The sequence below is a fragment of the Mesorhizobium sp. L-8-3 genome, assembly GCF_016756615.1.
Lineage (GTDB): Bacteria > Pseudomonadota > Alphaproteobacteria > Rhizobiales > Rhizobiaceae.
Genome location: NZ_AP023262.1, coordinates 7,307,904 through 7,330,473, shown reverse-complemented (window position 1 = coordinate 7,330,473; position 22,570 = coordinate 7,307,904). Strand labels below are relative to the sequence as shown.

Sequence of the window (22,570 nt, the reverse complement as noted above, 5' to 3'; positions counted from 1 at the left end):
CCTAGCCTGGACCTTGAAGCTAAGGGAGCGGTTATTATGGGCCGCAGAACGAACGGGAGGAAACAAGATGATTATGACGGGCTATCGCTTGGGTCGGCGCGGCTTCTTGACCGGTATGCTGGGGATGTCGTCGCTGCCACTGCTTGGGTCGTTGCCGGCTGCGGCGCAGGACCAGACGCTGCGGGTCTTCGGCTATGGAGACGGCGCCGATTTTAAGGGGCTCTTCGATGCCTTCAAAAAGGTGTCAGGCGTAAAGGTTGCTTATGAGGGTGTGCCCTTTCCCGACCTTCAGAACACGATCGTCCAGCGCTTCCGGACCGGGAATTCCGGAATCGATGTCTTCCTCGTGGACCCAACTTATGTCCCGACGTTCTCCAAGCTGAGCATTTTGGCAGACTTGACGAGCGCCTTCGGAGAAAAAAGCAAAGGCATACTGTTCCCCAGCGATGTGCAGGGCGCTACCTACAACGGGAAGATGCTGTCAATGCCGATGTGGGAGTCATCGCAGCTTCTGTTCTTCAACAAGCGGCTTCTGGCCAAGGCCGGCGTTGAAGCGCCGAGTGTCTCGTCCGACGCGCGCATGACCTGGGACAAGGTCATCGAGCTTGCCAAGAAGGTGCAGGCGGCCGGAGCCGAGACGGGCTTCGGCTTCGAGCAGGTCGATCGCTACTACCAGCTACAGGTTCTGACGGAATCGCTTGGCGGTGGTCCAGGCGTCAAGGGTGACGATTTGCTGACCGTAGACGTGGCCAATGATGCCTGGCTGCAGGCAGGAAAATGGTATGGAAGCATCTTCGCCGATGGTGTGGCTTCGCGTGGTCCGACCAACAGCCAAGAGATGAGAGAACTGTTCAAAGCCGGTCGTCTTGCATTTCTTGTTGGCGGTCCCTGGGGAATCGCCGAATTCAACAAGATCGACGGTCTTGACTATGCAGCAGCGCCTCATCCGTATTTTGCCGGTGGCAAGCCAGTGACGCCTTCTGAATCATTCCATCTGGGAATGGCGGCGGACACTACGAACGCCGACCGGGCCTTGGAATTCCTGAACTATGCGGGCTTGGACAAAGACGGGGCGGTAGTTGCCACCGGTGGAAGCAATCTATCCGCAAACATCAAAGCAAACGCCGAAGTGCTGAGCCGCATCCCCCAGCAAAATCCCAACCTGAAGGGAGTTGATATTTTGATGAGCTACGAGCTCGCCAACACGGCTATCCGGCGACCGCGTACCCTCGGATATCTCCAATTGGAGGAGCTGGTCACGCGTGCGTGGAGCGATATCCGCAACGGAAGTGATGCTGCCCAGACATTTCCGCAGCTTCAACGTGAACTTGAGCGCAGTTTCAAGCGCATCGAGCGCTAAAAGCGATGGCGATGGGCGCGGTTTCTGAGGGACGGATTGTGAGGGCCGCTCCCATGATTGGTCGATTTGCAAAATGGAGGGCGGCCCTAGCGCCGCTCCTCTTCCTGTCTCCGGCTCTGGTTGCCCTCATCATGTTTCGGTTGTTGCCAGCAGGGTGGCTCGTTCAGCAGAGCCTGTCCGGCCCCGACGGCGAATTCGTCTGGCTCGATAATTTCGAGTTTCTTTTCACGGCGCCTTCCTTTGCCAAGACACTCCAGGCGACCCTAACCTTTGTTGCGGTCACCGTGCCGCTGCAGACGGCAATCGCTTTTGGCCTCGCTTTGCTGTTTGCCGAAAATTCACGGATCCTCTCGCTGCTGCGAACCTTGGTGTTCCTTCCGGTATTAATCCCATCGAGCGTCGGAGCAATACTGTGGGGCGCAGCATACCGCCCGCAGGGACTGGCAAATGCGCTGTTGACGTCTATAGGCGTGAGCGCTCAGCCGTTCCTCACATCGCCAGACCAGGCGCTGATGTCGATCGTGGTTATGTGCTCGTGGATCGGATGCGGCTTCTGGATGATCTTCCTCATTGGGGGCCTAAAGGACATTCCTCGCGAACTCTACGAAGCAGCATCGATCGATGGCGCCGGGAAGCTTTCGTCGCTGTGGCACATCACTATTCCGCTGATGCGTCGGCCGCTGGCCTTCGTAATCGTCGCTGACACGGTGTCCGCATTTCTGCTGTTTGCGCCGATCTCAATACTTACCCGAGGCGGGCCCAGCGGCAGCACGCAGCTCGTCATGTTTGACGTGTATCAGCAGGCCTACTTTTTCAATGACGTGCCATTGGCTGCTGCGGAGGGGTTGACCTTGATGGTCATCATGATGGTCATCGTCCTCATCCAGTTCCGGTTGCTGTCGCGGGAGAAGCAACTGTGAGCGCCGGAGAAACAAACTCGGCCGGTGCGGGGCGCATCGTTCATCTGCTGTTCGGTATCGCCGTCGCCGCCGGCTTTATGCTGCCGATCGTCTGGCTGGTTGCCGGAAGCCTCCGGCCTGGCAGCGAGATATTCACCTCGCTCGATCCGCTTTCCATTGGCAGCTTCATTCCACCACGGCCGACGCTGGAAAATTTTGGCAGTGCGCTCGGCGGATCGTTCCGAACAGGATTGATTAACTCTTTCGTCGTGGCGGCATGTACGGTGGTTGTGGCACTGCTGGTGTGCGCAGCCGCAGCCTTCGCGTTGAGTGCGATGCAGTGGCGCGGCCGCGACGTTGTCTTCGCCTTCATCGTCTTCAGCTTTTTGATACCCGAGGAGGTCGTGGCTATCCCATTATCGGCCATCTTCGCACGGGGCGGGCTGCAGAACACCTACATCGGACTGATCTTGCCATTCGTGGGCAACGGTATAGTGATTTTCCTGCTGCGGCAGTTCTTCCTCGCCATACCGCGCTCATTGATTGAAGCGGCCCAAGTCGATGGAGCCGGCTGGCTAAGGATTTTCCTCCAGATTTTTCTGCCACTTTCACGTCCGGCTCTCATCGCTGCCGGAGTCATCATTTTCAATGGCCAGTGGCAGGCCTACCTTTGGCCGCTTCTGGTCACGACGCGCCAGGATATGTTCCTCGCCCCAATCACCCTCGCCTTGATGGCGGGGGAGCATACCACCGACTACGGCCAGATCTTCGCTGCATCGACCATTCTGAGCCTCATCCCGGCAGTCATCCTGCTGGGCTTCCAGCGCTTCTTCACCGACTCGGTTGCGATGTCGGGCGTCAAAGAATAATCTTGAGGGTTTTGCATCAGCACAAGATGGCCGAGATGAAGATGCAGATTATGCGCAATAGAGGAGATGCCAGTTGGCTCAGGTCACCGTCAGGAACATCGTCAAGCGCTACGGAAGCGCCCAAGTAATCCATGGTGTGAATGTCGACATCGCCGATGGCGAGTTCGTTATTCTCGTCGGCCCGTCGGGCTGCGGCAAATCCACCCTGTTGCGCATGATCGCCGGTCTCGAAGCGATATCGGGCGGGGAGATCAGCATCGGCGGCCGGGTGGTGAACGATGTGCTGCCGAAAGACCGAGACATAGCGATGGTGTTCCAGAACTATGCGCTCTATCCGCACAAGAACGTCGCCGACAACATGGGCTTCTCGCTCAAGATCAAGGGCAGGCCGAAGGCCGAGATCGACGCCAAGGTGAAGAAAGCAGCCGAGATCCTGGATCTCGGCAAGCTGCTCGACCGGTTCCCGAAACAGCTCTCCGGCGGGCAGCGCCAGCGTGTGGCCATGGGGCGCGCCATCGTGCGCGACCCGCAGGTCTTCCTGTTCGATGAACCGCTGTCGAACCTCGACGCCAAACTGCGTGTTGCCATGCGCGTCGAGATCAAGGAACTGCATCAGCGCCTCGGCACAACGATCGTCTATGTCACCCATGACCAGATCGAGGCGATGACAATGGCCGACAAGATCGTGGTGATGCGGGACGGCAAGGTTGAGCAGGTCGGCGCACCGCTCGATCTCTACGACAATCCGGGCAATGTCTTCGTAGCCGGTTTTATCGGCTCGCCAGCCATGAATTTCATCAAGGGCAAGATCGAAGCAACGGACGGCAAGCAGATCTTTGTCTCGGACACCGGATCCGTGCTGCCGGTCGACGGGGCCAGGGCACAGGGCGGCCAGCCGGTCATCTACGGCATACGTCCCGAGCATATCGACATCGCGCCCGACGGCTTGTCGGCAACGGTTTTGGTGCTGGAACCGACTGGCTCCGAAACGCAGATCTTCGCCAAGTTTGGTGCGGACGCGATTGATGCCATCGTCAAGGACAGGCTTACCGTCCGACCTGGTGGGGAGATAAGGCTGAGGATCGATCCGCGCCGGGTCCACATCTTTGACAGGCAAAGCGGCGCACGCCTGTGACCCTTCGCTATAAAGTCAGAACGCTGCTGTTGGACGACAGCATGCCGCCGTTGAAATGGGCAACGACGGACTTGCCGCCGACTGATGACAAACCGCCCAGCGGCAGCGTAAGATCGTTTGTGGTGGGTGTGGTCTCCGGGAAATGGTTATCAGATCGGCCTCAGCAACCTTTGTATTTCGCTGGCTTGCGCTACATCCATCAACCCCGCATGAAGTTTCGTCTAGAAGGCTCCGACACGCGCCCAGGCCAGCGGGCTAAGGTTCGGATCAGTCAGTCCACGCTGCCCGAGGTTCGCATTGTACGAAGATGCGACTGTCACGTGGTCCGTTCCAGCGCACCGAGAAATCCTCGCGAATAGCCAACTCATTGTCGGCCTGGCAGCGCGTTTGGGTAACCGGGTGGCCAGGATGCGGTATCGGCCTTGACTTTTCCGACGTCGGTCATGCCGCGCTGCAGCGTCAGCCTGTGACCCGCCCGGCCATATGCAGCGCGAAACGTTGCAACCGGAGGCTCATGCCCCGGCCCGATCCCGAAGCCAGGCTCTACCGCAAGGGCCGGGCAAGGAGGCCAAGCTGTGCTTCGTGGCACATGGGTGATGGAGAACCGCCACGGCCTGCTGGTCGAATGGCGGCATTTCACGTGATCGGGCCTCGTGCCACCGGCCTCAGGCGATCACGGCTGGCGGACAAGGTCGGACTTGGAGCCTTTAGTCTTGTCATGCCTTAACTTCCGTAGCGCATGAGCGAGGACATGGAGGTGGCAACTCTAGTGCTCAATGCCCGCTGCAAGCAGGTTTCGCTGTTTGCACGTCACTTCGGCAAGTCGCCGGGACGTTGGTGGCGCCGATGTCGCGAACCCGACAAAAGTGTCGCGGCCATTCCAGCGGGCGCGCGTGTTTCACTCCTGAAAAGTAAGAAGCACCGCATTCGGCATGTGGCACGCCGATTGCTGGGACTATGAAGCAAGAGCCGTAGCGACAACCGGTCGTAGCGGTCTCCCCTCCAATACGTTAGGTCGAGCTATGCTGTCCCAGTTTGAAAACCAGTCCATAAACCAAGAGATCGCTCGCCTTAATCTGCCGAACTCTCGGATCAAGCACTTCGCGCCGGCCAGTTACGCACAAGCCGGAGAAGACGTTATTGTCGAAGGAATCTTGGCGGCAAAACTCTGCAAGAGCCAAAGATCTTGGGCCAGTGTGTTTTATGTCGAGATCGGCTCTAATCACCCCATCTCTACCTCAAGTACCTATCTTATGTACCAAAGAGGCGCGCGAGGCGTTCTGGTTGAACCCAATCCTGAATTGGAAGCGCTGATCCGGACTGCGCGCCCGGAAGACGTTCTCGTTCAATCCGTTGTCTTGCCCGCTCCGCAAGCGTCTGCGACGCTCTTCATCGGACACGCCCACGAGCTTTCGTCGGTGGATAAAGCACACGTTGAAAGTTTCGGCGACTTCGACGGTATAGGAGGTATCCGAGAACATATCGAGGTGAGCGCGATTGGTATCAATGAGCTACTGACCCCTTATGCCAACAAGATCGATTTCTTATCGATTGATTGCGAAGGACTGGATCACGATCTCGTCGAGGCCGTTGACTACGAGTGCATCAGACCTGCTGTCATCCAATGCGAGCCAAATGAGCATTATCTAAAGGGCAATAGAGATCGGATCATCAATCTCATGGAAGGCAGATCATACCGGCTTGCTGCAATGACTGACATCAACGTCGTCTTCGAGCGATTGACTTGATGCAGCGGCCCAAATCGAACGCATCATTGAACGTAGACCAAGCCAGCCAGCGTCCGTCCCCGGGTGCCGCGCGGCAATCAGATTGAAGCGCATATTGCCGCATGTAGCGTGAGCGGCAGCCATTCAGCGCTGGGAATTCCATGGCATGAGGGCGTCGATGACGCTGTTTGGCCCTGCATTGGGATCGGCCACTATCTTGTCAAGCCGGTGGCCTGCACTCCAGCGTCGAGTTGGGAGAAGGGTTGGGTCGAGAAGCAGGTCAGGCTGGGCGCGAGCGCTTCTTCACGCCAAGGCTGCGCTTCAAAGTAAGACCGTATGTCCCTCTGTCGGTGAGGTGGCTCGCCCTGCACTGCGCGTCCGAGGCTTGCCCGGGCGGGCCGAGCCGATCCTCATCACAGGAGGACGAGCTGTGGCAGATCATAGGGAATCATTTGTTGGAATTGCAGTCGCGAAGCCGAGGAACGCCATCGCGATTGCGGACACTGGGCCAAGAGGGAGAGGTTCGCTTTTTCGGCGAGCTCGACGCGTCGAAAGAGAGCGTGCGCCGAAGAATGCAACGATTATCGAGTATCGCAGTTTCGCGACAGCTGGAATATCAACTCTCACCGGGGGCATATCGTAGCCCTAGAGGTAACCCAGGCTGTCTGATGTGGCATCTGACAACCAGTATGCCAGCTGCTGAACGCGCCGAAGACGTATTTTGTGGGCTCAGGATAGCCCAGTCAAACTTCGTCTCGTCGCATCGCGAAAACGGTCAACGCGTCCCATGGCGCAATCGCAATACAGGGCATAACCGTCGGAACTTCCTAGGCCAGCCCACTCTTGGAGAAGGCAGCAAAATCGGGTCCGCATGTGCGCGCGACCGAAAAAGGGTCGCGCGAGCCCGCACCAGCCCTGTCAGTCCGAGGAATCTTGTCCTAAAGGAGAACGATATGACGTTCCGTCCATTGCATGACCGCATCCTGGTCCGCCGCATCGAAGCCGACGAGAAGACGGACGGCGGCATTACCATTCCCGACACCGTGAAGGAAAAGCCGCAGGAGGGCAAAGTTATCGCCGCCGGTCCTGACGCACGCAATGAAACCAGCCAGCTTAAGCCGCCGGACCACAAGCTCGGTGACCGCCGGAAGGCGATGTTGGAGAATATCGCGATCCTGACTGGCGGCACCGCCATCAGCGACGGCATCACCCTGGAGAATGTCACGCCGGAGATGCTCGGCCGCGCTAGGAAGGTCTCGATCGAGAAAGAGAACGCCACGATATTCGACGACGTCGGCAGGAAGGAGGAGATCGAGGCCGCACACGCAGACCAAGGCGCAGATCGAGGAGGCCACCTCCGATTACGACCGCGAGGAGCTACAGAATCGGCTGGCCGAGCTCCCCGGCGGTGTCGCGGTGATCAGCGTCGGAGGCGCGACCAAGGTCGAGGTGTAGGAAAGCAAGGACCGCGTCAACGACGCGCGACACCTACCCGCGCAGCGGTCGAGAGGCATCCTGCCTGGCGGCGGAGTGGGCCCTGCGCACTCGAGGCGGTAGCCGTCGACAACGCCGACCAGAGATACGGCGCCGATATCGTGCGGCGCGCCATCGAGGCTCCCGCGCCAGATCGCGGAGAACAGCAGGGCAAACGGCTCCATCATCGTCGGCAAGCTGCGCGAGAAGGCTGATAACTATGGCTCGGACGCCCAGACCGGCAAATTCGGCGATCTCTTCAGCCAGGCGTGATCTAGGCTTAAGGAGACCGCATGGTCCAGCCCGGTAGAACTCCACTTCATATCCAGCTCGCCGATTTCATTCGGTCTCAGATCGAGAGCGGCGTCTTCAATCCTGGGGATCGGCTCCCCACTGAGATGGAGTTGATGAAGCAGCACGAACTCAGCAGCAGCACTGTGCGACAGGCGGTGCTTGCCCTTGTCGGCGAAGGCTTGCTTTATCGCCGCGCTGGCAAGGGGACGTTCGTTGCCAAACGTTACAGTGGCAGGGACTTGCTCACTTTTTCAGGATTCTCCGAAGAAGCCCTGGCGCGCGGCTTCCGACCGGGTACTGGGCATGTGACGGTCGACTGGCGTTCGGCTGATGCCTTGGTTGCAGCCGCACTTAACGTGCCGACCGATGAAAGCGTGTTGACCATCGAGCGCCTACGCACGATCGACGACGAAGTCGTAGCGGTTGAGACAGTTTCGTTCGTCCCGGCAATCGGGCGCCACATGGAAAAGATCGACCTCGCCGACGCCTCTCTCACCAAGATCCTTGAGCAGCAGCTTGGTGTGCCGCTTGCCCGAGCCAAACAGGAGATACGGGCTGGCATCGCGCGTGCCAGACTGGCGAAAGCCCTCGACGTGTCGAGCGGTACTGCGGTGCTGCAAATTGACCGTACCGCCTTCGACGCGACCGATCGGGCTATTTACTTTTCATCCTCGTCCTACCGCGCCGATCGCTACAATTATACCGGCTGGATCGAGCGCAAGAGCGCCTCAATCGCTCATCCACGCCAATTAATTGGCCGGAGCAGATGATGCCCACCTGCGAAGTTTATGTCGTCGACTCGTACGGAGTTGCAAACTGCTGGCGGGCGTTGTCACCGACAAATTCGGTGACAAGACACTGGAACTCTGGCGCGCCGAAGGGGCGTCGACTGCTCCGCGGCGAGGCAGATGGCCGAGACACCGACGATGGCTGGGATCACCATTCTAGACGCCGCAGCCGAGAACCGCATCATCACCGATCCCGGCACCAACGCGCTGCTCACGGGGACCGATGTCGAAACTCTTCTCCTGCCCTGTGCACCTCCAGCACATGCTCAGTGGCAGGCCTATACGATCCGCTACCGACGCTTCGCCGACAGCCTCTGGGATACCTACGCACTCCTCGTGCCCGACGTGGACGCTACTCCTGCAAGTATTAGACTTTCTCCATCTACTACTTGCCGTTCTCCCGGCGCACCTTCATAGGATCTGAACAGTTCGCCAGTTCGATCGTCGCAGCCGCGTACTCGCACCACTGGGCACGCGTGACTCTTCCTCATTATTGCGTGGTGCCTGGCCCCCCGGCGGATCAGCGGCCCTCGAAACCAATGGGCGAAAGATAATATGACAGTAATGAGGAGCTTGGAACTGTTCACAATCAATCGGACGAATTATCGCAACACTTTCTCGCGACAGGCAATGGTAAATCTCGCCATGCTGCGTTATTTCCTTCAAGTCCACAGATCCCAATAGCGTTTTTAGCCCGCATCTTGCACCGTTCGATAGTGCGATATCTGCAACCTGCAACCACTCGTAATGTAGCCCCAAAAACATCTTCACCCAGGTTCCGCTTAGATATGGAATCAACAGTGAGAAGTATCCGTCATACAGATGGTGCGCTCTAAGCAAGAACACCTTCGATTCGTGCGCCCCTCCTACCGAAATCTCCAAGGGTGAAAAACGTACGTTCATATCTCTTTCGGCTAGATTAATCTTAAATCTTTTCTGTAACAAAGCGCTGAATGTAAAGTCAAGTCCCAAGCTGCGTGTTTCATATGCATCCAGCCGATAAGGCGACGGAAGGCGCCTCACAGTCTTCAAGGCACTTTCTTGATTGTAGATCGTAAGGAGACGATCTTGTCCGACACCGTTGTCGTGTTGAAAATCCCTGAAATATTCCAGCTCCGCTTCAATGGGCATATAGACATGGCGGAATAGGGCTGCATGGGCGGAGTGTTTTAAAATAGCTAAATCGTGCATGACGCCAGATTTTGTAAAAAACGTCACGGCATCATTGATGAAGCGCACGCATTCAGATTGAATATTCTTCGCCTTCCCGTACTGCTTCTCACTAAGTTCGACATTATCGAAAACTGGATTTCCGTCATCATCATAATCCACAACCGCCCCTTCCTTGGCGGTACAACATTGCTCAAACAAATGGTATTCCCACGACGATGTTGTAATAAGCTCTTTTCTGTTCGCCGGACGGTAAGGATGGTGGGATGCGACCAGATAGCGACCCAATATGTCTATTTTTATTTCATCTTTAAAGGTGCGGGTCAGATAGTCCAAGATCGTGCCGTCATAGCCATTGTCTGCCAAAACAACCGTGTCACCTTCCTCCAACTTTAAAACACTTGACATATAGCGCCTCAATCTGGAACGCAGAGCGGACGACTTTTGGAATATGAGCGCCAACACATCGTCATCGCGCAGCAACTGATGGAACGTTTTTTGTGGATCGGCAGATTGATGTGCGATCCGTATCAGCAATTCGGTCACTTCGGGCGGAAGCAAAAGCTGTTTCGCAGTGGAATGAAAATTATCAATCCTCGTATCGATCTCGCTGAGGTAGTAATCGACATCAGTGATAGTTTTGAAAGATGATGCAACAGATACAAATCTGTTGATTCGTGCCAGCTTGCCAATTGGCCTGCGCGCATAGGCTTCACACGCAGCTGAAAGAAGATAAGCATCACGCAAGAGAAAGAGAACTCTTACTCGTTGGCCCCGCTGTTCTAGCGCCTCAACCTCATCCATGAGAAAACGGGCGTAGGCGTAAAGCACCGGACCAAACGACAAGTAGCCGATCACTGTCTCAGGCGCATTCGGATGCAGGTCCTCCGCAGAGAACACCGGCCGAAATGGACTATAGCGAGGGACAACAACTGCCTCCGGCGCAGCCTCCTCCATTACAATCAACGAAGATGCCGCGTGCTGTAGCCGCAAAAAGTCGGTGACCTTGCGATCAAATGCCACGAAATGCAGAGCACGTATACCCAATTTTCGCGGGACTTGCGCATCGGATATACCATTATCGCCAATGTGAAGTATTTGTGAGGCAAACACGCCGCACTCTTTAATCACAACTTGAAAAAGGGCATCACTCTTCGGTGTCCCATAATCAACAGAGCAGTAAACCTTACTGATTGCCTTCATAGCATCTGGAGGCAGGTGCCGAGCCAAGAGGCGCCTTAACTGACCTTCGCGTAAATACATGTCGCTCACGATAATAATTTTAATCCCACGGGCATGCGCCTGCCTGATCAGTTCGACGTAGGGCCAGAATGCAAAGCAAACATTCATCTCGGTCTGGATTTCCGCCTCGGCCAAGAGTTCCCGTTCCTCACCAGAAAGCGACGCAAAATGTCGATAAACATCAGCGAGATCGATCTCCCCGGAGTCTTTCTCTAAGAGATTTGCTCGATAGGCACGCGCAGCAGCACGAACCCGTTGGTCGGGAGTCACCCCCAAGCTTCGCGCGACGGGATTATTGGCCAGCACGGCAAAAACATCTTCGGGCGTTGCTGTCTTGCGCCATAGCAACGTATCGAAGCAGTCAAGCGAAAGGATGTGTATGGAGTCGTGGAATTCGTCCAGAATAGTTGGAATGTCTTTTACTCTGACCTGTGCCTTATAGTGCGTATCACGCATGCCTCTCCAGAGCAGGCGATCATCCGGGTTTTGCCGTTGGGCGATCGTTTCTCTCAGGCAGCCCCCGTCTGGAAACATTGCATCAGGGTAACCAATAAACTGATAAACCTCGTCGCCGGGAACTCGCGGGACGATCTCGGCATAAGAGTCAGGATCAAACACACGTTTCATGCGGAACCTTTCGGACGACTGCTGCAAAATATTGACTTGCTTTACTCTGGGGGCCAAGCGCTTCAGTATAAGCCGCGTTGTTTTGCGCCTTAATTTACAGCGCAAGCGCAGTCTTTGTGGCCGCGAGCTTCACACCTGCCGTCCATTCCTCGGGCCTGGCTCGCCACTTTTCCAAAGTGCAACCGCATTCGCTATAAAGTTTCTAACGAGCCGGCAAAGAAACTATAAATGCCATGGACTGTTTGAGTAATCGGCCTCGAGCCGGAGTCTTAGGAGCAAACCGCCGCTGTTAAATCGTTAATTGATCCTAGTTAACCTTTGCAGCCGCTCTCTTAGTAGAAACAGGACAAGGAAACAGCGCCCAAAATGGGTGTGACTATCGGCTGACCATTTGCATGTAGCCTTGCATCTGATCAAACGGGAGTTGATAAAACTTTCAGCCAAAGACTACCATTTACAGGTTTTACCGTCAACGCAGCCACGGAAGCGCGAGTGTAGTTGCCAAGTATTTGATTATGTTAAGAACATTGTCTTGTGTACATTTATAAAGGTTGTGACGTATTGTTAAATAAAGTTAAAGTTGGTGTAGGTTTAGGTTAAGCGTCAGCGCCATCTGACGCGGCAGGAGGTAACTGGCGAGACATACACCGCTGGCGCCTCCGCGCGGCAAGGCAACCAGCACTCTACGCGCTGTCACGTTGTCTGATCTGTTAGGATTGGCAGAGCGCCATTTGGCCAGCTTCTGGGTCCGCTGGTATGAGGAAGGCTGCGGTATGAGGGACATCAAAGTCTTCTCTGATTGCGGTCGTTTAGGTCAAGCCACTCCTGCACTTTTTCTGGACCGTCCCGCAGGTCACTCGCTTTTCTTCGCGGTCGGCGCTCGGCCGCCCATGATGGGGTAAGGAGAGCGAGGCGTCTCAATCTGTTTCACGACCTTGCCGAGTTTTGACCGGCAGGTTCGGAACTCTCAAGGAGATCGCCTCGCCCAGCATCGAAGAATTCAAGCAAGGTTGGCGCTAACAACAGGCGATCTCCGGAGAAGCCGGTGCCGTGCTCCAGGCCACCTTTCCGGGAGCGACTGTAAGCCGCTCACCAAATCATCCCCCAAGCCTTTCCGTGTGCCAGCGGATTCTTCCTTGCGATCTATATTTGGTGGATCACTCCAGCAGGTTGTAAATCGAGCGGTGCCTAAGGTAGTATGCTGCCCAAGCCTCGCGGGCACGGTGAATCCGCCCAGGCCAGCCAGTCCGAGCGCTCAGCCTCGGTAAGTGAATTCCACCATTGCACAATCGGCTGTTTCGTCAGCAGTCGGATTCCGATTCGGTTCGTCTGTCTTCACATAAGACTCGAGCGCCAAGGGCCCGCAACGATCAAAACGGCCACAAGCCGGCAAAAAAGCTATCATCTCGCCGCGCCACTGCACGTAGTTTTGCTACCAGCCAGACACCGTTTCATAAGCGGCCTGCAGTGCACCCCGACAGATGACGGCTGCAAATAGCTTGCCAAACCGCTCGTCACTCGGGGTCGCTGTACTGGTAAACGTAGTCCGGTGATCAAACATGGTCCTCTAACGGTCCCGGTCGTCGCGGTCGCGCTCTCTTCTTTCTCGTTCCTCGCGCTCCAGCTCACGCGGCTGGCCCGATCGTGCGCGACGCCTGATGGTCAGCTGCAACGGAAATTCCTTTTCGGGTGGTCGAACACTTGGCGCCGAGGTCAGTCGACCGTGTGGAAAGTGCCAAGAGCGCCTGCAACGCTATGAAGTCGAAAAGTACGACTACGTGCAAAATCGGCGCCGGTGCAAGGTTTCGGCCTCAATGTCGGATACTCGACAGGATCGCAAGCCATGCCTTCCGTTGCTTTGCTGATCTTTTTGCTCTGGCACGTTCGATGCAGGGGACTTCCCGAATTCAGCAGCGGATGTCTTCTATGATCAAACCCACGGAAAAATGCTGTCGCCGCACTGATGACCGTGCCCTCGCTGGTCGCCAAGCTGGCCGAAGGTCGGCTCATCGCGGTCGAGGCGCACAACTGAGCCCAATTGCAATGAGGGATAGGTTGCGAAAGCATGTCACTGACCACGCGGGGGTCATCGAGGCGGGATTCTCGATGCCAGCCACGCGCATGAGTGCCGACCTCATCACGGAGCCGGGATCCGCGGGCGTCACACCCGATACTACGAACGCGCGGACAAGCTGTCGCAAGTCCGGCGGTGTCGACGATGCCTGCGGGGAGGGCAAGCCCAACTGCCATGGCCCACATTCGCTGCGCACAGCGTCTGTATGGGAAAGGTCAGTAGGAGCAAGACAACTGGATCTCTCTTGCATTGGGATCGGTGCTGGCCCGTCCAATTTGAGCCTTGCGTGTCAGATACACGAGCAAATCGGGCACGGAGCACTGTTCTTGGATCGGCAAGTCGACTTCCGCTGGCATCCAGGCAGCGCATTCGATTCCTCAGAACTCCAGGTCAGCCACATCAAGGATCTGGTCACGCTGGTGAATCCGCGATCCGCCTACACCTTCATAAACTACTTGCACGAGAACGGGCGTCTGTATCACTTCCTGAATGCACAGTTCGATGCTGTGCTCAGGGCTGAGTTCGAGCAATACCTGAACTGGGCGTTCCGCAGAAACCCACTTGTCCACGGCGGCGAGACCGTGCGCGAAATACGCTATGATGGCGAGTTTCGGGTGCGGACGGACGATGCAGTTCTCGGTGCAAGAGACCTGGTGGTCGGCATCGGCAAGCAAGCGCGGATTCCACTTCAATTTCAGGGCTGGATCGGACGCAACCTGTTCCATTCATCCGATTTGCTGCACATCCATCCTGAGGTGCGACATAAACATGTTTGCGTCGTTGGTGGCGGCCAGTCGGGAGCCGAGGTGCTGTTGCATTTGGTCGGTGGGCCAAGAGAACGGCGGCCTGCCTCGATCACCTGGGTCTCGCAGCGCGAAAACTACCTGCCCCTCGACAACAGCCCGTTCACAAACGAGTTGTTCATGCCCTGTTTTTCGGATCGTTTCGCAGTAATGAGCGAGCCGCAGCGCAAGCTGTTCCTGCGGCGTTTCGTGCTCGCCTCGGATGGTATTTCGGATCGCACTTTGCGCGCCGTCTACCAGGCGCTGTATCGCCACGAATTTCTTGAGCCAGACCTATGTGACATCGCACTGCGGCCGGGTTGCAACGTTTCGCGCTGCATCAACGCCGGCGCGGGTCACAACTTGACGCTGCAGCGCGGCTTGGGCGACGTCGAAGAAGTCACGGCCGACATCGTCATCCTGGCCACCGGTTACGAGAACGCCGTGCCAAGCTTTTTGGAACCGATGGCGGATCGGCTGCAACAGACCGACAATGAGTTGGTCATCAACGAGGATTTTTCGGTGTGCTGGGACGGACCGCGTGACAGACGCATCTTCGTACAGAACGCCAATCCCGGGCAGCGCGGGCTGGCCGATCCGAACCTAAGCCTGCTGGCCTGGCGAGCTCGCCGCATTCTTGACAGCCTTCTACAGCGCGCGCCGTGCGCGAACCCTGAGCATCCTGGCTTTATCAGCCGTACCACCGTCGAGAGCTGGCCCGACCCGGTAGCCGAAGAAATGGGCAGCGGGATATGACTCAGCGACTACTGATCATCGGCGGTGGCATCCAAGGAATGATGTCCGCCTCCGCTGCGGCGCAGTCCGGAGCCCGCTCCGAACTCATCGTGACTGAACATGCCCTTGGACCTATGGGCGCATCGCTTAATTCTGCGGGCGAGAATTTGCCCCACGGTCGTCGAAACCGTACAAGGTCGCTCACTCGAAAGTGCCCTGTGGCCCTAACGGCCATGGCTGCGTCGGCCGTCAGCGGAGGCCTCCCGCCCGTAGCGATGCGTGTGGTGGCTGGACCGGGTGAGGTTAGTGATCGGGACCAGCTTAGGGAACGCGAGGACCCGGCTTGGCCTCGGATGGGCAGTCTAGCGCCGAACTTGTGCGGACAATACTCGTTTTTGGAGCATCGATGGACCCGATGCCAGCGACGTGCCTCCCTGATCGCCCGACCCGAACGGGAACTTGTCGCAAAGATTTGCGCGGCGCACGACTTGCGTTGCGTCAGGCTGCACGAAAGGTCGTCTTATCGAGCGGTCGCACCATCAACAGCATGCTCGGCCGTGACTACTATGCAGACGTACCGGAGCGATAGATCTTTACGGGCCTGGGCGATCTCTCCATCGAGGAGGGACAACAAAGCCTTGCAATCCACCCGGAGCGGAACGCACTTTGCGTCGCCGTCTGCATGCCGTGGAGTATCGTCTCCGTGGGCCCACACCCTGACGGCGCCCGACTGCCTCTAACCGGAATGTTTGACCAACCACTCTTTCCAACAGGAGGCTTTTCGCATGTTGACCGATGCACAAAGAGAAAAGTGGCAGAGAGACGGATACGTCAGGCTCGAAAGGTTCTTCGATCCCGCGGCTCTGGAAGGTATTTCCAGCTTTGTTGAAGACATATCACGCTGGGATGTCAGCGATGATAAATGGCTCATGTGGTTCGAGAAAACGACGGACAATCGAAAGATCATCTCCAAGGCCGAGAATTTTCTCGACTTCCATGACCCATTGCGTCTTCTTCTCCTAGAAGATCAGCGCATAAAGTCTGCGGTCGAGGATTTGCTTGACGAAGATTCGCGCAGGCTCAAGGAGTTGCTGATTTTCCACTATCCCGATAGCGGCGGCTATCGCCCGCATCAGGACATTTATCACATCCCACACAGGCTGCCCGACCGGATGGTCCATGCGGTCGTTGCCATAGGCATTGACGACTCCGACCCGGACAACGGCGGCCTTTTCTTCAGTCCCGGCAACCACAAGAAGGGGGTATTTCCCATGGATGCCGGCGGGGTGATTGATCCTGAGGTCGCCGAAACATTCTCCTGGGAACCCGTAGTATGGAAGGCTGGCGACATCTTCATCTTCGACGATTACGCACCGCACTACTCACAACCAAACAAAAGCAATCGTTCGCGGCGTACACTCTACTTGGTGTTCCAGCGTGCTTCGACCGGTGGACCGACCCGCGCTGAATATAACGTGCTTAAGCGCGCCCTTAATCCGCCGGAGGGCAAAGTGGCCGATCTCGACAACCTCAAACCCCCAAACGGCATTTTCTATCGCGATTGAGCTCACGGAACCAGGGCGGGAATGCACACGAAACTGATCGGCCGCCAAAAACTGCGCGGAGAGCATGGTTTTGATTGCCGGCTACTGGAGCATCGCCAGCAGTCCGTTACGACGCTTCGGTATGTCGATTGTGCAGGTGTCGCCGGGGGTCTTCTGTAACGTCTAAAGCCCCACTGGCGCCCGTCGTCACCCGCTTGGGCACCCAGAGCCGGATCATTCTAACGGAGGCGGCCAACGTGTCGGGCTGCCGCTCTCTTCGCAACTTGCAGCAGGGGCTGTTGCGTTGGCAGCCGAAGATACCACTGCTTCAACAAGCTGAGATTCGTCATGCGGAAATCCACGTTTTCTCGAACGCAGCTGTCGCGGGTGTTCGGTATCGACATGGCTGCGCTTGGGACGGGAAGCGCGGGCACCGGGTTTTCATTTGGCAAGGTGGCACCAGGCGTCACATCCGAGCCCCATCGGCACGACGAAATCGAGGCCTTCGTGGTCCTGTCTGGAGCGGGCAAGGTCAGGACCGACCTTGGGGAAATCTCGGTCGCAGCCGGCGATGTCGTTCTGTTCCATCCTTTTGAAGCGCATGTGCTGCACAACGATGGGCTCGAAAACCTAAACTTCGTCGATGTCTACTGGTGCGACGGCAAGGCGGCCCTCGAAGCTGCTGCACAGGTCGCGATTCCCCGCGGGCCGATCTTCGTCTTCTCCACGCCGCCGACGCCTAATGGCGATCTGCATCTGGGGCATCTTTCTGGCCCTTATCTTGGCGCCGATGTCTACACGCGTTTCCTGCGCATGAAAGGGGTCGAAGCCTATCACCTGACTGGAAGCGACGATTACCAGAGCTACGTCGCCACGCGTGCCGATGCCGATCAATCGACGCCCGGAAAGGTGGCGCGCCACTACGCCGACGAGATTCGAGCCACGCTTGCGCTTCTCGACTGTGAGGTCCACAGCTTCCTCCCCACCTTGGGCGATAGCGCTTATGCAGAGTTTCAAGCCGCGTGTTTCCGTAGTCTTCTGAGCAGCACGGCGGTAGATCTGCGCCAGAGCCCTGCGCTCTTCGATGCTGTGACAGGCGACTACCTTTACGAGCCGGATGTAAGCGGCCTCTGCCCCGATTGCGGCAGCTCCGCTGGTGGCAACATCTGCGAGGAATGCGGCGCACCGAACCTATGCCACGACCTAGATGCAGTCCGGTCGCGGCACTCGGCCGAGGCGCCGGTGGTCGGCTCCGTGCGCCGTCCCGAACTTGCGCTGGAACGGTGCTACGACAATATCGACCGGCATTTAAGGGCGTCGGGCGCCCCCGTTCGGATCATGGACCTCTTCGCGCGTCTACGCCAACGCGGCGACTTTTCCGTGCCCATCATCCACCCGTCGGACTGGGGGCTACCGGCCGAGGGGTTCCCGGGGCAGGTGACCTGGGTCTGGCCAGAGATGGCGTTTGGCTTTCTTTACAACATCCAGACGCTAGCTACATCGCTCGGTCGACACTGGAATGCGGCCCTGCCCAGCAAGGACTGGCAAATTGTCCATTTCTTCGGCTTCGATAATTCCTTCTACCACGCCCTGCTTTATCCGGCACTTTATGCTGAGGTCTTCTCCCACTGGACGCCGCGCATCCGGTATCATGTGAACGAGTTCTACCTGCTCGACGGTCAGAAGTTCTCGACAAGCCGCAGCCATGCGGTCTGGGGCAAAGAGGTTCTGGGCCAAAAGACAGTCGATGTCGTACGTCTTCATTTGGGCCTGACACGCCCGGAAGGTGAGCGGACGAACTTCACGCTGGACGCGCTACGCCACACGGAGAACGAGGTGTTCCAAGGAATCTGGCTGAATTGGCTTGATGCGCTGCACGGGGAAATCAAACAGGACTTTGGCGGCTGTGTGCCCGACGCAGGCGACTGGGCTCCCGCCGATCGTGCTTTCTTTGCTCGGATAGAGATCCATCGCGCAGCGATGGAACGCGCCTATTCGGACGATGGCTTTTCGGTCCGGCGCGCGGCCGCGCAAGCCTGCTGTTTCGTGAGCGATTGTGTGGTCTACCGACAGGCGCAAAACTATGAAGCGGCGCGACGTCTCTATCCCGCCCGCACCCGCACTTCGCTCGCCCTTCAGACGACGGCCGCTGCGATCCTGGCGCAGACACTCGCACCGCTGATGCCCCGATTCGCCAGCACGCTGGCGCGAGGTATCGATGGCGTATCGACCGAAACATGGCCCACGTCCGTCCGGCGCCTTGCGCCAGGAACGACCTTTGATCTCGGACCCGTGCTAGGCTTCTACGCCAGAGCAGACATTCCTGTTCTCGATGAGGAAGGGGCATAATAGCCTATCGGAATTTCGACCAGTTTTGGGCGGCAATCAAAGCCGATGATGCCGAAGCTTTACTCGCTACCACTGGCTGCCGAAGGCCACTCGCAGACCATAGACACGAACACTGGCCGGCCGTAACCAATCATATCGTCGAGACGCAGGCCCTCGCCTTGGAGGATCGCTCGATTGACAGCTTTCGGGCGCTTGCCATTCGTGCGGCAAATGCCGAGTGGGCTGCACTGCGCTGACTTTTCGGAATCGCGGAATTTCCGACCTATTGCCAGCCGGTCAAGAAGGTCATGCGGTTTGGGCGCTGGGTCAGCCTAGCGCGCCCGCGTATCGCCGGCGGCGAACGATGGCCGACGAGCGGTTCTCGCCCTCAAGCGTCTGACGCATAATGCGTGTCCAAAAGCTGACAGCGGCAGAAAACATGTCGGGTTCAAAACAACCGGCCGTCTTGGGCTTGTGAGGTTCGAGGGAGAATCATGCATTTACTGCGGACAAAGCGCTGGCATGACGTTTGCTGGTTGAGATCGGCAATACTGAATGAGGGCTGATCGCATGAGAACACGCAAGACTTTGATGGTCTCCTAACCGGTGTGTTCCGTTCTGAGAGAAGAACCAGCTCGCGTATAAACGTCAGGAAAGGTGTGGGAATGGAGAACAACATGTTGCGTAGAGAGTCCCCGGCTCCTCTGATCAAAGTGGACGACTGGCTGCGTGGCGAACCTCTCACGAACTTTCAGCCCGGCAAGGTGTCGGGATGACAAGTGGAATGGAACCCTGGTCAATCCGCCCATTTTCTGCGGCGCGCCCGCAGTAACTATGTCCATGGAGCACAGCGTGGACCGTTTGCTGCAGGTCAGGGCTCGGACCTTAGACTTCCAACCGAATAGCCGCGGCGGCGATATTCGACGCGAATTTGGCCCGTCGTTGAAGACGTCACAGTCCAGGACCTGTTCAAGGTCGGCCACAGGGGCAGCATTTACGTGGAATCGGCCTGGCGAGGCCGGACGTCGGCTGCGTAAGCGAGCACGAAGTCAGCGTAACCGAAAGCAGAAATCCTCCGTTGAGGACGAGACCTGAAATTGAGGAAACGAAATGTCTCACGCAGCGCTTGGCCCTGCCGTCAACAAGGATGGCGAGGCCCGTGCCCGCCCGTTCGTCAAATGCCTCCTGCGGCTGATCCGTGCTCAGGATTTCCACGGAAATCGGACACCGGGCTGCTGGCCGATTTCATTGTCCCCGAGGAACTGCGCCGGAATATCCACTCAATGGCAATCCGGATCCGTTTTAGACCGTAGCGGAGCTGGCGATCGAGGAGCGCTAAGGCGTGATGACATTGTCAACAACAGAAATCAAACGTCTGTCGAGACGTCTACCGGTTCGGCTTCGAGACTCTCCGGAAACTCGCGGAGACCGGCCGCGAAACTGGTCGGCGATGTGACTGCAGCTATTGCCTATCCCGAAGTGGCGCGGGCGTGAAGAAACCCATTTTCGAGGAAGGATCATGTCAAACCTGGATGAGATGGCGAAGAAAGTCCGAAAGCTTCAACTGCGCGCGGCAATTGCCAAGACGAACTTGCGCGACCTTGCCGAGGGTCTCCCGGTCAAATGGATTGAGATAGAGGAAGTCGCCGAGAAAACGCATGCCGTTTATGCCGAGTTGGATGGTGCCAGGAGAGAGCTTGCCAAAATGAAGACTTTGCGATGAGGAGCACATTCATCAGCCGCGACGGCTCCATATGGGTGCCGGAATATCTGATCGCTATCGATGGCAAGATCTGTATCGGCTGCGGCCGCTGCTTCAAAGTCTGCTCGCGCGAGGTCATGCATCTTTACGGCGTCGATGACGCGGGTGAGATCCTTGGCGCCTGCGACGCCGATGACGACGATTTCGATGGTGAGCTCAATCGCATGATCATGGTTGTCGACCATGCCGGCCGCTGCATTGGCTGCGGAGCCTGCGGCCGCGTCTGCCCAAAGAACTGCCAGACCCATCTTGCGGCCGACCAGGTCGCAGCATGAGCTGCATGATTTGACGAGACAAAATCAGGAGGACGGCATGCGCTTCATCATCTTTTGTCGGCTCCTCGGGCTGGTCCTGTGCGGCAACGCTGTGACGGTTTACTTCGCCTCGCATTCGTTACGTCTAGCAGTCGTCACGACGCTGGGCTGTTCGCTACTTCTTCAGCTGGGCTATTTCGCAAGTGTGCTCTTTCTGATTTGGCGATCCAGCTGCGCTGGCAAAGCCGGGCAAGAAGCTGAGCTTGTCGATAGGTCCCAGGAAGTTCGGTCGAGCGACGATGAGCATTGGAATGAAACTCAAGATGTGCCACGGCGCAATCAAACGCTCGGCATATCGCTGCTCCTCCCTTGAGCGCCGTCACAAGATCAGAGCTCAGATTCATCCCTTTGTTGAAGTTTGATTATTCAGGCCAGGTTCCCTGGTAAGGTCGAAGGCGACGGCATTCTCATCGTTCTACCGTCCAGGGGAATGCAGTTTCGGTTCTCCGGGCAATGGTAGTCGATCGCAGCGCGCGGCACGCGGGTTGCTTCATCTCGAAGGCGAACGAAGCGCCGGAAAACTTAACATGTGTGAAGGCGGCACATGTCCGGCTTCGCCACAGCCGTATGATGAGCTTCAAGAACCGCGCCTGACGCGCCCACCGCCCAAACAATCCGCACTCGCCGGGCTGCGCAACCCGACCAGCTCCGCCCGGCGAGCGCTCCTCGTCGCGCCTATGCAAGCGGAGGCAATAAGTGGACGCCGATCTGGAGTGCGGCCCTGTGGACAGATATCAGGCTGCTGATTTGCCAGTCTGCCGGATGTGTTGATCCTCGAACTGCTGTCCGCATCCTCGGCGACATCGCCGTATCGCCGCTCGAGCTCTTGGCATTGCCATGTCGTGCGACGGGCCTGCTGTCGCCCGCTGCCGCGCGGATATCTCGCACCCTATTTACCTCCGTGCCGAGGCGACCTGGCCCGCGATGTTTTCGAAGCACCGCCTGAGGGCGCTCGAGTGCCTCAATGAACTACGTCTGGGCCAAAGCCGGAAAAACGCGTCTAACCTTCGTTCTTCGTGGGCTCGACGGCTCACTTGCTGAGGCGTCACATACGCGAGGTCGCCGAGGGGTGATTGGCCTACGGCGCGGCCATGCCGATTGTGGCGATCCTCGCGATCATCTGCCCGCCCATTCGCCGCGCCGTCTCTCGTGGCCGCGCCCTCTGCATTGAAGGTAAACATACGCCCTGTCAGTCAGCCTGCGAACAGTTCGGAGCTAAAACCCGGTCACCACCAGTTCGCCAGGTCGAAATGGCATCGAGCGGCCTGGTGAGTGCGCTCTGGTTAAGGTGTAGGTCGATGCCGAGAGGCCTCGTTCGGCATTGTCCGATAGCCGACAATGTCGGGTACGCAACGTAGAGGAAGCTGACTCTCGGGTGTTTTTAAATGCTTTTGGCTTGGCACGGCAGATGCTCGTTATTGCGCAAAACGCACGGATTGAGTGGTCC

General features: G+C 57.4%; 14 protein-coding genes and 3 pseudogenes. 16 read left to right on the top strand and 1 reads right to left on the bottom strand.

Going from position 1 to position 22,570, the window contains the following annotated elements; genetic code table 11:
• Positions 1-67 precede the first annotated feature (67 nt).
• The 10 genes and pseudogenes from JN302_RS33915 to JN302_RS33880 all read left to right on the top strand — a co-directional run bounded on the left by JN302_RS33915 (position 68) and on the right by JN302_RS33880 (position 8,962).
• A complete protein-coding gene (locus tag JN302_RS33915; RefSeq protein WP_202330527.1) occupies positions 68-1,360 on the top strand; it encodes an ABC transporter substrate-binding protein in 1,293 nt (430 codons plus the stop codon).
• A 53-nt stretch (positions 1,361-1,413) separates the two neighbouring features.
• Positions 1,414-2,280: a carbohydrate ABC transporter permease gene (locus JN302_RS33910; protein ID WP_210382570.1), complete on the top strand. Its 867-nt coding sequence runs from the start codon at positions 1,414-1,416 to the stop codon at positions 2,278-2,280.
• Positions 2,277-3,128 (top strand): carbohydrate ABC transporter permease, encoded by an 852-nt coding sequence (locus tag JN302_RS33905; RefSeq protein ID WP_202330525.1) that lies wholly within the window; start codon positions 2,277-2,279, stop codon positions 3,126-3,128. Before JN302_RS33910 ends, JN302_RS33905 begins: the two co-directional genes overlap by 4 nt.
• Positions 3,129-3,201: 73 nt before the next feature.
• The gene (locus JN302_RS33900; RefSeq protein WP_202330524.1) at positions 3,202-4,263 is read left to right on the top strand and encodes an ABC transporter ATP-binding protein; all 1,062 of its coding nucleotides are present in this window, start codon (positions 3,202-3,204) and stop codon (positions 4,261-4,263) included.
• A 1,022-nt stretch (positions 4,264-5,285) separates the two neighbouring features.
• Positions 5,286-6,011, top strand: coding sequence for an FkbM family methyltransferase (locus tag JN302_RS33895; protein ID WP_202330523.1), 726 nt, complete (start codon positions 5,286-5,288; stop codon positions 6,009-6,011).
• A gap of 186 nt (positions 6,012-6,197) precedes the next feature.
• Positions 6,198-6,376 (top strand): annotated as a pseudogene (locus JN302_RS40080) (IS21 family transposase); the annotation flags it as partial.
• Between the two features lie 567 nt (positions 6,377-6,943).
• Positions 6,944-7,135, top strand: a pseudogene (locus tag JN302_RS39445) (co-chaperone GroES); the annotation flags it as partial.
• Positions 7,127-7,730, top strand: a pseudogene (locus JN302_RS33890) (TCP-1/cpn60 chaperonin family protein); the annotation flags it as partial. The pseudogenes JN302_RS39445 and JN302_RS33890, both read left to right, overlap by 9 nt.
• Before the next feature lie 26 nt (positions 7,731-7,756).
• Complete coding sequence (locus JN302_RS33885; RefSeq protein WP_202330522.1) at positions 7,757-8,527, top strand: GntR family transcriptional regulator; 771 nt, start codon at positions 7,757-7,759, stop codon at positions 8,525-8,527.
• 138 nt (positions 8,528-8,665) lie between these two features.
• A complete protein-coding gene (locus tag JN302_RS33880) occupies positions 8,666-8,962 on the top strand; it encodes a hypothetical protein (RefSeq protein WP_202330521.1) in 297 nt (98 codons plus the stop codon).
• On the opposite strand, the gene JN302_RS33875 is transcribed toward JN302_RS33880, so the two are convergent.
• Positions 8,957-11,584: an HAD family hydrolase gene (locus JN302_RS33875; RefSeq protein ID WP_202330520.1), complete on the bottom strand. Its 2,628-nt coding sequence runs from the start codon at positions 11,582-11,584 to the stop codon at positions 8,957-8,959. The two genes, JN302_RS33880 and JN302_RS33875, sit on opposite strands and share 6 nt — an antisense overlap.
• 2,307 nt (positions 11,585-13,891) lie before the next feature.
• On the opposite strand from JN302_RS33875, the gene JN302_RS33870 reads away from it, so the two are divergent.
• From JN302_RS33870 to JN302_RS33845, 6 genes are all read left to right on the top strand, one after another.
• The gene (locus tag JN302_RS33870) at positions 13,892-15,196 is read left to right on the top strand and encodes a SidA/IucD/PvdA family monooxygenase (RefSeq protein ID WP_202334540.1); all 1,305 of its coding nucleotides are present in this window, start codon (positions 13,892-13,894) and stop codon (positions 15,194-15,196) included.
• Between the two features lie 764 nt (positions 15,197-15,960).
• A complete protein-coding gene (locus JN302_RS33865) occupies positions 15,961-16,740 on the top strand; it encodes a phytanoyl-CoA dioxygenase family protein (RefSeq protein WP_202330519.1) in 780 nt (259 codons plus the stop codon).
• Positions 16,741-17,067: 327 nt separating this feature from the next.
• The gene (locus JN302_RS33860) at positions 17,068-19,068 is read left to right on the top strand and encodes a class I tRNA ligase family protein (protein WP_202330518.1); all 2,001 of its coding nucleotides are present in this window, start codon (positions 17,068-17,070) and stop codon (positions 19,066-19,068) included.
• A 1,498-nt stretch (positions 19,069-20,566) separates the two neighbouring features.
• On the top strand, positions 20,567-20,770 hold the full coding sequence (locus JN302_RS33855; RefSeq protein ID WP_027033222.1) for a CCE_0567 family metalloprotein: 204 nt from the start codon (positions 20,567-20,569) through the stop codon (positions 20,768-20,770).
• On the top strand, positions 20,767-21,084 hold the full coding sequence (gene fdxB / locus JN302_RS33850; protein WP_096453666.1) for a ferredoxin III, nif-specific: 318 nt from the start codon (positions 20,767-20,769) through the stop codon (positions 21,082-21,084). Before JN302_RS33855 ends, fdxB begins: the two co-directional genes overlap by 4 nt.
• Before the next feature lie 37 nt (positions 21,085-21,121).
• A complete protein-coding gene (locus JN302_RS33845) occupies positions 21,122-21,436 on the top strand; it encodes an exopolysaccharide production repressor protein (protein ID WP_202330517.1) in 315 nt (104 codons plus the stop codon).
• The last annotated feature ends 1,134 nt before the right edge of the window (positions 21,437-22,570 follow it).